Source organism: Fictibacillus halophilus (assembly GCF_042680145.1).
GTDB classification, from domain to species: Bacteria; Bacillota; Bacilli; order Bacillales; family Fictibacillaceae; genus Fictibacillus; species Fictibacillus halophilus_A.
Genome location: NZ_JBHTNQ010000001.1, coordinates 463401 through 476666, shown reverse-complemented (window position 1 = coordinate 476666; position 13266 = coordinate 463401). Strand labels below are relative to the sequence as shown.

Sequence of the window (13266 nt, the reverse complement as noted above, 5' to 3'; positions counted from 1 at the left end):
CTTTGATGGGTCCATCCCTATCCGAGCCAGCTATATTTATATTAATCTGTCCAATTACGAAAGCAGACCTTCTTACTTCTCCACGCTCGTTACTTTCCAGCCTTTTTGGTCGACCCACTCAAGGTTTACTGTATACCTTTCACCGGGCTTTCCGTCTGGACTTACTTCTGCGACTGATTTTTGCGGTCCACCGCCGTTAGCGATCTTCCAAACGGTCATGGTTTCATCCAGTCCTGTAGCGAGACGAATAGCTTTTAGTTTCTCATTCCAGTCAACGCTGCCCTCTTCATAACTCGATGTGTGTGTTCCCGTTTGGGAAGTTCCGATCGGCTCGTTAATCTTAGGCTGTCCAGCTGCTTGTTCTTTCTTTTTGGCTTCTGCAGCTTGTTTCTTTTTCTCTTCTTCTGCTTTTTTAGCTTTTTCTTTCTTATCCGCTTCTTTTTCTGGATCTATACCGATCTCTTCAGAAGGTTCTTGCTCTTCTTCTTTCATTGCCTGAGAAGATTCAGAGCTTTTCTCATCATCTTCATATGCACTTTCATTGTCTGGCTGAAGCTTTACAACTTTATGTTTTGGTTCCTTACTTTCTTTTTTAACCGGTTCTTCTTCCTCATTGCCCATTAATAGTGCGTCTTTCGGTAAAAACAAAAGAGCTAGTAAAACTGCACCTAATGCACTGAACAGGACAACATTTCTTTTCTTCGTGCTTTTATCTTTTTGATTATATCTTCTCATCTATAAATCACTCCTTAAAATACCGTTCCCTCAATTACTGAAACAAAACAAAAAGAACTCCAAACAGAGGAGTCCATATAAATAAGAATCTCTTTTTATCACTCAACAAATATTCGTGAAAAAGGAGTAAAAAGATGAGGGTATCAAACACTTTGTAAGAAATTGCTATAGAATGTCTTCTTTCTTTTATTTGCATAGTCACTTGTACAATAAAAAAGACTGCCCAAATTAGGCAGTCGAAAAACTTTATTTGATATCTAAGACAACGGCCATCTCTTTACCGAACCTATCGCCGTTATCAACAAATCCCATACTATTATAAAGCTGATGCGCTCCTAAATTCTCTGGATGATAACCTACTACAATTCTTTTAACATTGGGCAGCGTACTCATTTCTTCAATCATTAATTGTGTTGCGATTTTTCCTATCCCTTTTTGCTGATAGTTCTTATCGATCATGATTCGATAAATCCAATACCCGCCAAGCTCTTCTTCAATCGTATTAAACATGAGAAAGCCCACTGTTTTGCCTTCGAAATGAATAGCGTAAGATTTTAATGTCGGTTCAAATTTAGATTGTGCAATAGAAACGGCATTAGGTTCAATGTGACCTGCTTGCTCTTCAGATACTTCTAACGTGCAGCATTCATACCAATTTTCTGCGTTTAGTTCCACGATCTCTACAATTTTGTTATTCATAAGTTCCCCTTAACTGTAGGCTTTTTTCATAATCATTGTGCTATTAGAAGACGTTGATTTCCACTCCAGGATGCTCGCTTTCCGCGGGGCGTGCGGTGAGCCTCCACGGCGCTTTGCCCCATAGGAGTCTCACCTGTCCCGCTGATCCCGCAGGAGTCTCGCACCTTGCGCTTCAATCAACTATTCAACGATGTACATTTTTAAAAACAGTCTGACTGTAATTATGTATCGTCTTAACAATACCATATATTCTCAAAAAGAAGGCATATCACACAAAGAAAAACAGTGCCTTCCCGTCAATGAAAGCACTGCATTTCTACTATGTTTGATTATGCCACCGACTTCTCTTGTTTTGCGGCTAATCGTTTCATATCAAAGCGTACAAGGATTGATACGATTAGTGCCACAACGAACAGTCCTGAGAAGAATGATAAACTGTTTGCATATGACCCTGTTGTGTCTTTGATCCATGCTGCGAACAGTGGTCCAGCAAGACCAGCCGCTGCCCAAGCTGTTAAGATGTACCCGTGAATCGCACCAACTTGCTTTGTTCCAAACAAGTCGCCGATGTATGCTGGAATCGATGCGAATCCACCACCATAACATGTGTAAACGACCGCAAGCATCACTTGGAAAAGGATTGATGATGTTGTTTGCGGCAGCATGAAAAAGAGTGCAATCTGTAAAACAAAGAATGTCGTGTACGTGTTTGGACGCCCGATGTAATCCGAAATGGAAGCCCAGCCGATACGGCCGAATCCATTGAACAATCCAAGCACCCCAACAAGTGCTGCAGCCTCTGCTGTAGAAAGTCCGATACTTTCTTGCGCAAGAGGTTTTGCAGCGGATAGAATAGCGATTCCGCACGTTACATTAATAAAGAGCATGATCCATAGATAATAAAAACGGCGTGTTTTTACAGCCTCGTTGGCTGTTAGTTGCGAAAGGTCTTTCTTGATCTTCACCTTTCCGCTCTCTACGTTTTCTTTAAACCCTTCCGGCAGCCAGCCTTCTTCTGGTTTTTCTAAATAAAGAGAAGACAATGTCATAATTGCAAAATAAGCGATTCCTAAAATAAAAAACGTGTTAGCTACTCCAACGGACTTTATCAGTGCATCCATAATTGGTGAACTAATCGCAGCGGCAAAACCGAAGCCCATGATTGCAAGTCCAGTCGCAAGACCTCGACGATCAGGGAACCACTTAATAAGTGTTGATACAGGTGCGATGTATCCTACTCCTAATCCTATACCGCCCAGCACCCCGTAAAAGATATAGAGCAGCGGCAAAGAGCCAATATTAACGGCTAGCCCAGATCCGGCAATACCGATCCCAAAGAAAATCGCAGCCAGCATACCTGCTTTTTTCGGACCATGCTTCTCAACAAAATGCCCTAGAAATGCAGCTGATAATCCTAAGAAAAGAATAGCGATACTGAACGTCATCTGTACTTGTGAAGCTGACCAGCCAAACTTATCAATTAGTGGATTGGTGAAGTTACTCCACGCATATACAGATCCAATTGAAATATGAATACCTACAGCTGACAATGCAATAAGCCAACGGTTTTTTGTCTTTTTCATTGTTAAAAATCCCCCCTATAAAAGTTAATTTAGTTAAGCATTATTTCTGGTTACGCCTATTGCAGCAAAATAAAAAGGCAACATCCAAAAGAACTTATACGAAGATAAGTCTTTTAAGAATGTTGCCTAACATCTCTACATACTCGTGCAGAGAGATCATTCATCATTATTTTATAAAATAGAAAACGAGCAGATCATGCAAATTTTCCATTTTCGAGTTTGCAATAGTTGTAAGCGCTTTTAATGTTATCAGATAGAACGGCAAGTCGCAATATAATTTTTTGATTTTTTTGACAAAAGAGATTTAATATGTGTTTCTTCTATTTGCACACATTTTATTTTACAGCGTTTAATTAAGTAACTTGAAAGAAAGGTTTCTCTAGATTGTGTATAATCGTCTGGCTTGTCCCAAAGTTCACGGAACACATCACATAGTATTTTTTCAGAAGCTTTTCGATCACCGGTTATTCGAACGGCAATTTGAAACAGAAGTGTGCTGTATGAATTCACTAATTTTTTAAGAGCTTCAGGATCTTTAAACATTAATCTTTCAAGAAGCTCAATTTCTACATTCTTTTTCAGCTTCATAACAGCATCACCCTTTTCACAGATTTATTTTTACATTACCCCGTAACCACATTGTTAAACCTTTGTATAATCAATGTACATATTAAGCGTTTAACAAAAAAACAGTACTGCTTTTTACACAGCACTGCTTCGATTCTTATTTCTTGCCTTTGTTTTCTATAGAATACTTAACACCAGCGACTGTACCAATTCCAAGCAATGCATACTTTAAACCTTCCAAAGTGGCACCAGGACTTGCTCCTCCTGATTCCCAAAAAGAATATAGAACTCCTAACACGATAGCTACAATAGGGATATACTTATTTGACACTCGTTCCGTTTGACGAATCGCATATAAAATCACAGCTAGACCAACATACGGTGAAAAGTCTGCTGCTAAACTCGTAAAATCCATGACTGTCCCCCCCGTTCAGCGTATTGTACTGCTTATTCACAATATATTTTTATGGTTTAAATAAAAGAACAGCAGCGCAATAAAAAACAGCATCACGATGATGTGATGCTGCCTTAGTTCCATTTAGTTGAGATCTTTGAAATCGTTGTTCTGCATTCTTGTACCAGGCATTCGATTAAATCCTTAGCAGATTGTTTTTTGCTTAATGCGGATGCTTGCCCTGCCCACATAGAGATCATCTCTTTGTTTCCTTGCCTTGCTGCTTCTTTTCGAATGTCTGATGTTAATACGTGTTGAATTGGATAGGGAGGCAAACCGGTTTCCCTCTCTAAGCTCAACATCATCTCATTCTTAAACCCTCGTGCACTTTTTCCAGAAAACGCCTGAGTTATTTTTGTATCTGTATCCTTGCTTGTTAGGATGGCGGACTGGTGAATTTCACTTGCACCACTTTCATGAACGGTTAAAAATGCTGTTCCTAGCTGTACCGCTGATGCTCCGAGCGAAAAGGCCGCAGCCATCCCTCTGCCGTCCATAATCCCTCCGGATGCGATTACAGGACATTGAACAGCATCAACAATTTGTGGAACCAATGCCATCGTGCCGATCAACGCCTCGTCTTCAACATCCAAGAAAGTTCCTCTATGGCCGCCCGCCTCACTCCCTTGTGCGACAATCATATCAACACCGTTTGATTCTAGTTCTTTCGCTTCTTTTACAGTTGTTGCTGTGGCGATCACCGTAATTCCGCTATCATGCAATTTTTCTATTAAACTTACAGAAGGTTTGTTGAAAGTAAAGCTTACAATCTTTACTCCCGCTTCTATCACCACATTAAGCTGCTGTTCAAAGACATCCCTCATATCCGGTACAGAACTGACTTCCGGGATGCCAAGCTGTTTCCGGTACGAGTTCAAATATTTCTGCATGTCCAATATCTGTTGTTCGTTTTTTTCATAGACTTGTGGAAGAAAGAGATTCACGGCAAAAGGTTCTTTCGTTAGCTTCATAATTTGCGAGAGTACATTTCGTATATCCTCTGGTGACATATACCCCGCTCCTAATGTTCCAAGAGCACCTGCATTGCTCACTGCGGCTACTAGCTCCGGAGTTGTCGGACCGCCTGCCATTCCTGCCTGGATAATGGGGTGTTTGATGTTTAGTCTTTTACAGATCATATCTTGCTCTCCCTCCACATGCTTTTTCTAAATCATATCAAAAAGAAAGAGCTTTAGTCTGTTTTGACCAAAGCTCTATTTGTATTACACCGCAATTTTCCTGTTTTCATACATTTCCTGAATCGCTTCCTCACTCTTGCCTTCATCAAATTCATTCTCACTCTTGGAAACTACGATTGTTGCGATTCCGTTTCCGATCAAGTTAACAATTGCACGTGCTTCACTCATGAAACGGTCAACCCCTAATAACAACGCAAGACCTTCAACCGGAATAACCTGCATAGCAGTCAAAGTTGATGCAAGTACGATGAATCCCCCGCCTGTAACAGCTGCCGCACCTTTTGATGTGAGCATCAATACCGCAATGATCGTAAGCTGCTGAGTCAAACTCAGATCGATTCCGAACACCTGCGCCAAGAAAACAACTGCCATTGAGAGATAGATCGATGTTCCATCCAGGTTGAAAGAATATCCTGTAGGAATAACAAGACCAACTACTGACTTCGAGCAGCCGAACTTTTCCATCTTGTTCATCATTCTTGGAAGGACGGATTCTGAAGAGCTTGTTCCGAGAACAATCAGTAGTTCGTCTTTAATAAACTTTAAGTACTTCCACAGACTGAAGCCATACATCTTACAGATTAGATTCAATACGATAAATACAAAACAGAACATCGTCGTATAAACGGCTATCATAAGTTTTCCAAGTGGAACGAGCGATTCTAGTCCGTAGTTCCCGATTGTAAAAGCCATCGCACCGAAAGCACCAAGAGGCGCAGCCTTCATGATATAGCCGACGATTTTGAAAAAGACGTTGAGTAGTTTTTCAAAGAACTCAATAATAATTTTCCCGCTGTTTCCGAGTGCTGTAAGTCCGACACCAAAAAGGATGGAAAAGAACAGCACTTGAAGGATATCACCTTTTGCAAAAGCGTCAACCATGTTGCTGGGAACGATATGTGTAACAAACTCAATCCAGTCGATCTTCCCGCCGCCTTCGGACGTATACTCGGAAACATCTCCTTTTTCAAGTTTATCAAAATCAAGTCCAGCACCTGGCTTTAACACATTAACCACGATCAAACCAATCACTAGAGCAAGTGTTGTTACAACTTCAAAGTAGATAAAAGCTTTTCCTCCGACTTTCCCTACTTTCTTCATGTCACCCATCTTTGCAATTCCAAGTACAATTGTTAAGAAGATGATTGGTGCAATGACCATTTTTACGGCGTTGATAAAGGTATCACCAACAGGTTTCATCTGCTTTCCGACTTCTGGCCAAATCAATCCAACAAGCACACCAACTGCAATCGCAGTTAACACTTGAAACGTTAAGTTCTTAAATATCCTCTTCATGTTTGTTCTTCTCCTTTCGTGATAAGTGACTGAAATTGACTGGGGTCTGTCCCGGGACAGACCCCAGTCAATTCATACACAATTCAAAATAAAAAAGCGCTATCAACATTTGTAATGTAATGATAACGCTTTCAATATTTTGTTAGAATATTATGAACTTATTGGACGTTTTGGTCTTTTTGGTCTCAGATTATCCCTTAACCAACTTGTACATTAGTACATCATCGACGTATTCATTTTCACTGAATTTAAATTCATTGATTTTACGCCCTTCTTCTACAAAGCCAAGCTTTTTATATAGTTCAATTGCTCTTGTGTTCGTCGAGAATGTACCTAATGAAACTTTTTCAATAATAGGATGCTGTTGTGCCCAATGGAGTAATTCGTTGATTAAGAGTTTACCTATTCCTTTATTTCGGTAATCTTTTTTAATCATGACAGCAAACGAACCTGTGTGATGCATTCTCTTTCGCTCTTGTGATTTGAAGACGATCCAACCTGCTACTTTCCCATCCAGTTCTGCTACGAACATGGTTTCTCTTTCGTGCTCAATAATCTTCTGAATCCATTCTTGATGCTCTTCAGTTGTTTTATTAAACTCTTCTGAAACAGCAATAAAATAATCTCTTTCTCCAACGACCTCACGCTGAATGGTTAAAACATCTTCAGCATCTCCAATACGGACCTCTCGAACTACAACTATCTGCTCATTTTTTTCAGACATCATCTAACCCCCTATCATGTATTTCACACAATAGTAAATAATATCCTTTTTTCATTCATTTAACTAGTAAAATGAATCCTATTTTTTTAATAAATAACGATTAACCGGGCGGCCGATTGTGCCATATTGAATGTCCATCTGGATGCTGCCGTTTTTCACGAGATAGTCAAGGTATCTGCGGGCTGTAACACGCGCAATGCCCACTCCTTCTGCCACTTCCTCAGCAGATTTGGATTCTGTTTGTGTATTTAGAAAACCTTCAATTTGTTTTAATGTAAGTTCATTGAGTCCCTTTGGAAGATCAGCAGTATTTGGAGCGTCCCTCTTTTCCGAAAAGAAAAGGTTATCTAGATCTTTCTGGGTAACTGATCCAGAGGGAGAAATAGCAGAATGAAAGTCTTTGTATTTATCAAGCGCTTTTTTTATCCGCTCAAAATTAAACGGCTTAATGATATAATCAAACGCTCCGTTTTGCAGCATAGATCTTATTGTGTCCAGATCGTTTGCCGCGGTAATAACGATGACATCGACTTGAATCTTTTCATTTCTAATCTGCTGGAGGGTTTTTACACCATCCAGTCCAGGCATGTAAATATCGAGAACAACAAGATCAGGCTTTAATTTTCTTACTTGTTCCATGCCTTCCGTCCCGTTGGAAGCGCACGAAATCACTTTGAATCCTTTTACTTTTTCGATAAATGCCTTGTTGATCTCCTGGACCATAGGATCGTCTTCTATAAGTAATACTTTTAATTCACACATACATCTTCACCCCTGTCTCCCATCGGAAACGCAATAACGAAGCTGGTCCCTTGATTCACTTTGGAAGTCACCTCGATTTCACCCTTTCCTTTTTCCACGATCTGTTTTATTAAAAAGAGTCCGATTCCTGAACCGTTGTCCCCTTTTGTCGTGTATCCTCTTTCGAATATGTGCTCTTGAATATCTTCTGTCATCCCAGAACCATTATCTTCTACCAAAATGGCACAGACCTCAGAATCTTGCGCAATACTTACATCAATTCGTCCATTTGAGATTCCTGATAAAGAATCGAAAGCATTCTCGATTAAATTACCTAATATCATGACAAGATCGTGTTGATCGAGATGTTCCGGAAACACTTCAAGACGGCTCTCCTTGTCGATGACAACCTTTATGCCCAGTTCTTTTCCACGACCGACTTTGCTTAACAAAAGTCCTGCTAAACTCTCATTTTTTATACGCTGATTTAAAAATCTAGTAAGCGTTCCTTTTTCTTCAGATACTTGAAAAACATACTCCATCGCTTTTTTTATTTTTCCGAGTTGAAGCAGTCCTGCAATGGTGTGCAGCTTGTTCATATGTTCATGATTCTGAACCCTTAGTGCCTCAACAAACGCTTTTACACCTGTTAGTTCTTCTGCCATTTTGGCGACTTCCGTACGATCTTGGAAAATGGCTACGGCACCGACTATCTGGTCGTTGACTTTGATCGGAACACGGTTACTCATGATAACTTTACCGCTTACCCGAATCTCCTGGTTATAGACAGGTCTGCTCAGCTCAATGATCTCCGGCAACCGTGTATCCGGAATGACTTCTCGGATCGGTTTACCGATTACATCCCCAGAAACCTTAAAAATACGTTTTGCTTTTTCATTAAAAATAGAAATATGCTCCTGATTATCGATCGCAATAACCCCTTCATGCATCGAATGGAAGGTAGCCGTCCTTTCTTCCAGCATGCGGACGATTTCATGCGGTTCCAGATAAAACATTTGCTGCTTCAGATGCCGTGCAAGAAGCCAAGAACCAATGATTCCAAAAGATAGCACAACTAAAAGAATTAGCGTCATCTCATCTTTCAAATCATAAAATACTTCATTAAATCCAGGTATAACGTGACCAACCACCACAACTCCGATCTGCTCGAGGTTTTCATTTTTGATCGGAACGAAAGCTCTTACGGCTGTTCCCATTTCCCCTTTTGCCTTAGAGATAAATGTATGATCTGCAAAAGCAGCACTCTCGTCTTTGCCTTCCGATTTAGTGCCTAGCATACCTTTTACGGGATGGGAATATCGTACACCCTCCATATTCATGACAACAACGTAATCTGCTTCATTAATCACTCGTATTTTCTCAACGACTGGTTCTATTGTCTCCCAACCATCATTTTCTTGGATATGTGTCTTTACCTCGGGAAGCTGTGCAACGGTCCGCGAAGTAATCATCGCGCGTTTGCCAAGCTCCTCTTCCTGAATGTCAAGGATCTTGCCGATAATAACGACTCCGCCAATAAGAATGGCATAAAGTATGATGCCAAAAGTTAGTATCATGATTTTTGTCCGAATCGGCAGTCGTTTCATCTTCATAGCCAAGCTTCCTCCCTTAATCTTGTCCCTATTGTATCATTACGGTTCGCATATGTTAGACTATTTAAAAAATGACGGATTCGGGGTTTATAGGATGAAAGCGTTCATAAGTATTGCGTTATTATTAATCGCTGGCTTGGCTGTATCCATTGGGATTGGTTTTCATACGAAGCTTTCAGAGGATACTCTGCCTTTTGACGATGATCAAAAAGGAATTAATGATCAAGTAGTGATCAAGTTCAGCCATGTTGTTGCTGAGAATACACCTAAAGGGCTTGCGGCTCAGCGCTTTGCAAAGCTTGTAGATAAGAAATCAAATGGACGGATAAAAGTTGAAGTTATTCCAAACGGCGGGCTTTATTCTGATCAAGAAGAACTCGAAGCCTTGGAACGCGGAGATGTTCAGTTGATAGCGCCCGCCACAACGAAACTAAGCGCATTCTCCCCAAAGTTTCAGGTGTTGGATCTCCCTTATGCGATGCCGACCCGTGAAAGTATCATTGAAGCATTAAATGGAGAAATTGGAAAAACACTTCTTCAGTCTATAGAAAAAGGCAACATGAAAGGCCTCACCTTTTGGACAAATGGCTTTAAGCAAATTACAACGAACGATGGACCGGTTAAACAGCCGTCTGATTTAAAAGGACAGACCCTTCGCATCATGCCAAGTCCGGTATTAGAAAAACAGTTTCAACTGCTGGATGCCAATGCGGTTGGATTAGATTTTAATGAGACTTATAGACTGTTAGAATCAGGTGAGCTGAATGGCGAAGAGAACACGATTTCTAACATCTATTCAAAAAAGTTCTTTAACGTTCAAAGCCACTTAACGGTCAGCAACCATGGTTTCTTGGGTTACGCGGTTATCATGAATGAGGATTTTTGGAAGGAGCTTTCAGAAGACCAGCAGACGATCATCAGTGAAGCTTTGAAAGAAACGACAAAGTGGAACCAGACTCACTCTTTTGACATGAATGAAGAGCAGCTTCGGTTGATTGAACAACAATCTGACATTGAAATCTATCGTCTAAATGATGAAGAGAAAGAGAATTGGGCAGATCAATGGGGGCAAGTTTATGATGAATTTGAAGAAGAGATCGGATCAGATTTAATTAACAAGATGAAAAAATTGCGAGTGAAGTTTTCAGATTTATAGATAAAATCAGGGCGATTGCATGATGGAAAACGCCCTGAAATATGTGTGCTCAATAATCATTTCTCATATTTCAAGGTCTGACTTATTAATTGTTTTATATCTTTTATTCGATTTTCACCGCCATGCTGATTGTTAAGCAAACTGCATAGCGCTATTAGGTCTACAAGCTTTGCGATTCGTTTCCATTCTTTATGCAGCTTAATACCGCCGAACTCCAATCCTTCTATAAAAGCAAGCTCAAAGTCAGCATAATATCGGAAATTCTCATAACGCAGCATATTGCCGATATCTACATATACAGGACCAGCAAATGCAAACTCCCAATCAATAATCGCAGTGACTTCACAAGGCTCGTTATTCTTTGAAGCCAAGATATTCAAACCATTATAGTCACTATGTACTAGTGCCGGTTCTACATCAATATCTTTTAAAAAATGCTTGTTCTTTCGCGCATAATCCCAAACTGCAGCCGTCATCTCTTTTTCAATCCAGAGACCGGTTTTACCTTTTATTAAAAATTCTTCCATAAACGCCAGAAAAGTATCTGGTGTTATTTTTACAGGTTCACATACATCTAAATTTTCATTCAAAAAACCTGATTCTGTAAATGTATGTTTCCGTATTTGTGAAAGCCAATAACCAACAGAAAAAGCGGCTTGTTTAACCGCATTCCTTTCTCCTTGATACATCACTTCTTTTAGCTGACTACCTGTTCTCCATTCCATAAATGAAAACGATCTGTCTCCATGAGATTCACTGAAGTAGATTTCAGGGACCGGCAAATTCTGTTGCAATCTGCTATGCAAGCTGTTTTCAAATTTACATAGTTTTTCACTGCTTACTCGAAGAACCAGGGGATCTCCCAAGGTTTCCACCTGCAGTTTATAGTTTGTGTTACTGTAGCCTCCCCCTAATAAATAAAAAGCCTCCAGCTTTTTTCCAGGCATAAAGGACTGCAGCATCCATTCAAGCTCTTGCATTTCCAGCAATTGAACCGGCCGGCTTCTTTCCCAGTTTTCTTTCACGATTCTCCCTCCTGCCAATCCTTTCTCAGATATCCACTTCCATTTCATGATGACAAATCCCTTTAATTTTTTTACCTAGGCAATTATAACTGCTTTTTCTTTATATATAGTTCGTTCCTTTGTAACTAGGTTGATATTTTACAAGTCTGTAAAATGAAGTTAATAGAATGATTGTAAAATAAAAGCAGTTTCAAAACACGTATCTAAAATAAGATAATGGAGGCGTTGATGATGAAAAGACATGGAAACAAGAAGTTTCTTTCTCTTTTTTCAGTAGTTATTGCTTTGGTAATTAGTACCTTGGCATTTATTCCCTCTCTTCAAGCTACTGGTGATGGTTCCTGGTCAAGCCCGTATTCTGTTTCTCAAGCGATAGCAAACCAAAACAACAGCATCAAAACGGTCCAAGGTTTTGTTGTCGGGCAGCCTACTGCTACCAATACTGTCGTGACGAGCAACTATCCGAACGACTATGCGCTCGCACTCGCGGACAGTGCATCTGAAACAAACACTGCAAACATGGTGTATGTTCAAATTCCTTCATCGTACCGTTCAGAATTTGGCTTACAATCGAATCCAAGTTTAAAAGGACAATCGATTAAAGTTACTGGGAACTTAACTGCTTATTTTTCACACGCCGGGTTAAAGAACGCAACTGCGATGGAAAAAGCATCAGGCTCTGATCCCGGAGATCCTGGCGACCCTGGTGATCCAACTGATCCGCCAGCTTATGACGATTCTTATTATGATTCAGCTAGAGGAAAAACAGGTGCAGCTTTAAAAACAGCTCTTCACAATATAATCGACGATCACACTGAACTTTCTTATTCTGAAGTTTGGGAAGCATTAAAAGAGACAGATGAAGATCCAAACAACAGCAGCAACGTAATCTTGTTATACACGGGTCGTTCCCAAAGTAAAACAACGAACGGCGGCAATGTGAACGACTGGAACCGGGAACACGTTTGGGCAAAATCTCACGGTGATTTCGGAACGACGATGGGACCTGGTACAGACATTCACCACCTTCGTCCGACTGACGTAACGGTAAACAGTTCAAGAGGAAACCTTGATTTTGATAATGGAGGCACACAGCACACTGAGGCGATTGGAAACTATTATGACAGTGATTCGTGGGAACCGAGAGATGCTGTAAAAGGTGATGTTGCACGTATGCTGTTCTACATGGCAGTACGTTATGAAGGCGACAGCGGCGAGCCGCAGCTAGAGTTGAACAACAACGTGAACAACGGAACGGCTCCATATCACGGTAAAATGTCTGTGCTGCTTCAGTGGCATTTAGAAGATCCTGTTGATAACTGGGAGCGCAACCGCAATAACATTATCTATAACGATTATCAGCACAACCGAAATCCGTTCATCGACCATCCGGAATGGGTTGAGGAGATTTGGTAAAAGAAAAAAGACAGCGAGAAATCGCTGTCTTTTTTCTGTTTTAAATCTGAAAAACAAA

Annotated in this window: 13 protein-coding genes; 2 read left to right on the top strand and 11 right to left on the bottom strand. The window is 40.4% G+C overall.

The window, feature by feature from the left end:
• Positions 1-72: 72 nt before the first annotated feature.
• From ACFQ4X_RS02430 to ACFQ4X_RS02385, 10 genes are all read right to left on the bottom strand, one after another.
• Positions 73-735, bottom strand: coding sequence for a YrrS family protein (locus ACFQ4X_RS02430; RefSeq protein ID WP_379832975.1), 663 nt, complete (start codon positions 733-735; stop codon positions 73-75).
• 246 nt (positions 736-981) lie between these two features.
• Entirely contained in the window at positions 982-1434 is a 453-nt protein-coding gene (locus ACFQ4X_RS02425) for a GNAT family N-acetyltransferase (RefSeq protein ID WP_379832974.1), read from the bottom strand.
• A 329-nt stretch (positions 1435-1763) separates the two neighbouring features.
• Positions 1764-3017: an L-lactate MFS transporter gene (locus tag ACFQ4X_RS02420; protein ID WP_379832973.1), complete on the bottom strand. Its 1254-nt coding sequence runs from the start codon at positions 3015-3017 to the stop codon at positions 1764-1766.
• A 249-nt stretch (positions 3018-3266) separates the two neighbouring features.
• Positions 3267-3605, bottom strand: a complete 339-nt coding sequence (locus ACFQ4X_RS02415; RefSeq protein WP_379832972.1) for an RNA polymerase sigma factor — start codon at positions 3603-3605, stop codon at positions 3267-3269.
• Between the two features lie 136 nt (positions 3606-3741).
• Complete coding sequence (locus tag ACFQ4X_RS02410) at positions 3742-3999, bottom strand: hypothetical protein (protein ID WP_379832971.1); 258 nt, start codon at positions 3997-3999, stop codon at positions 3742-3744.
• A gap of 113 nt (positions 4000-4112) precedes the next feature.
• Positions 4113-5177, bottom strand: a complete 1065-nt coding sequence (locus ACFQ4X_RS02405) for an NAD(P)H-dependent flavin oxidoreductase (RefSeq protein ID WP_379832970.1) — start codon at positions 5175-5177, stop codon at positions 4113-4115.
• 84 nt (positions 5178-5261) lie between these two features.
• Positions 5262-6533, bottom strand: a complete 1272-nt coding sequence (gene dctP, locus ACFQ4X_RS02400; protein WP_379832969.1) for a C4-dicarboxylate transporter DctP — start codon at positions 6531-6533, stop codon at positions 5262-5264.
• A gap of 190 nt (positions 6534-6723) precedes the next feature.
• Positions 6724-7260, bottom strand: coding sequence for a GNAT family N-acetyltransferase (locus ACFQ4X_RS02395; protein ID WP_379832968.1), 537 nt, complete (start codon positions 7258-7260; stop codon positions 6724-6726).
• Positions 7261-7335: 75 nt separating this feature from the next.
• Positions 7336-8019: a response regulator gene (locus ACFQ4X_RS02390; RefSeq protein ID WP_379832967.1), complete on the bottom strand. Its 684-nt coding sequence runs from the start codon at positions 8017-8019 to the stop codon at positions 7336-7338.
• A complete protein-coding gene (locus tag ACFQ4X_RS02385) occupies positions 8007-9611 on the bottom strand; it encodes an ATP-binding protein (protein WP_379832966.1) in 1605 nt (534 codons plus the stop codon). The genes ACFQ4X_RS02390 and ACFQ4X_RS02385 overlap by 13 nt, the downstream gene beginning before the upstream one ends.
• Before the next feature lie 94 nt (positions 9612-9705).
• On the opposite strand from ACFQ4X_RS02385, the gene ACFQ4X_RS02380 reads away from it, so the two are divergent.
• The gene (locus ACFQ4X_RS02380; protein ID WP_379832965.1) at positions 9706-10767 is read left to right on the top strand and encodes a DctP family TRAP transporter solute-binding subunit; all 1062 of its coding nucleotides are present in this window, start codon (positions 9706-9708) and stop codon (positions 10765-10767) included.
• Between the two features lie 56 nt (positions 10768-10823).
• On the opposite strand, the gene ACFQ4X_RS02375 is transcribed toward ACFQ4X_RS02380, so the two are convergent.
• Entirely contained in the window at positions 10824-11792 is a 969-nt protein-coding gene (locus tag ACFQ4X_RS02375; protein WP_379832964.1) for a phosphotransferase family protein, read from the bottom strand.
• A gap of 231 nt (positions 11793-12023) precedes the next feature.
• Here ACFQ4X_RS02375 and ACFQ4X_RS02370 point away from each other — a divergent pair, with 231 nt between their 5' ends.
• Positions 12024-13208, top strand: a complete 1185-nt coding sequence (locus ACFQ4X_RS02370) for an endonuclease (RefSeq protein WP_379837000.1) — start codon at positions 12024-12026, stop codon at positions 13206-13208.
• Positions 13209-13266 lie beyond the last annotated feature (58 nt).

Bases quoted from the DNA above. Each gene is read 5' to 3' on its own strand.
- ACFQ4X_RS02385 (WP_379832966.1), bottom strand. From the start codon at position 9,611: ATGAAGATGAAACGACTGCCGATTCGGACAAAAATCATGATACTAACT.
- ACFQ4X_RS02390 (WP_379832967.1), bottom strand. From the start codon at position 8,019: ATGTGTGAATTAAAAGTATTACTTATAGAAGACGATCCTATGGTCCAG.
- ACFQ4X_RS02410 (WP_379832971.1), bottom strand. From the start codon at position 3,999: ATGGATTTTACGAGTTTAGCAGCAGACTTTTCACCGTATGTTGGTCTA.
- ACFQ4X_RS02370 (WP_379837000.1), top strand. From the start codon at position 12,024: ATGAAAAGACATGGAAACAAGAAGTTTCTTTCTCTTTTTTCAGTAGTT.
- ACFQ4X_RS02405 (WP_379832970.1), bottom strand. From the start codon at position 5,177: ATGATCTGTAAAAGACTAAACATCAAACACCCCATTATCCAGGCAGGA.
- ACFQ4X_RS02425 (WP_379832974.1), bottom strand. From the start codon at position 1,434: ATGAATAACAAAATTGTAGAGATCGTGGAACTAAACGCAGAAAATTGG.
- ACFQ4X_RS02430 (WP_379832975.1), bottom strand. From the start codon at position 735: ATGAGAAGATATAATCAAAAAGATAAAAGCACGAAGAAAAGAAATGTT.
- ACFQ4X_RS02380 (WP_379832965.1), top strand. From the start codon at position 9,706: ATGAAAGCGTTCATAAGTATTGCGTTATTATTAATCGCTGGCTTGGCT.
- dctP (WP_379832969.1), bottom strand. From the start codon at position 6,533: ATGAAGAGGATATTTAAGAACTTAACGTTTCAAGTGTTAACTGCGATT.
- ACFQ4X_RS02395 (WP_379832968.1), bottom strand. From the start codon at position 7,260: ATGATGTCTGAAAAAAATGAGCAGATAGTTGTAGTTCGAGAGGTCCGT.
- ACFQ4X_RS02420 (WP_379832973.1), bottom strand. From the start codon at position 3,017: ATGAAAAAGACAAAAAACCGTTGGCTTATTGCATTGTCAGCTGTAGGT.
- ACFQ4X_RS02415 (WP_379832972.1), bottom strand. From the start codon at position 3,605: ATGAAGCTGAAAAAGAATGTAGAAATTGAGCTTCTTGAAAGATTAATG.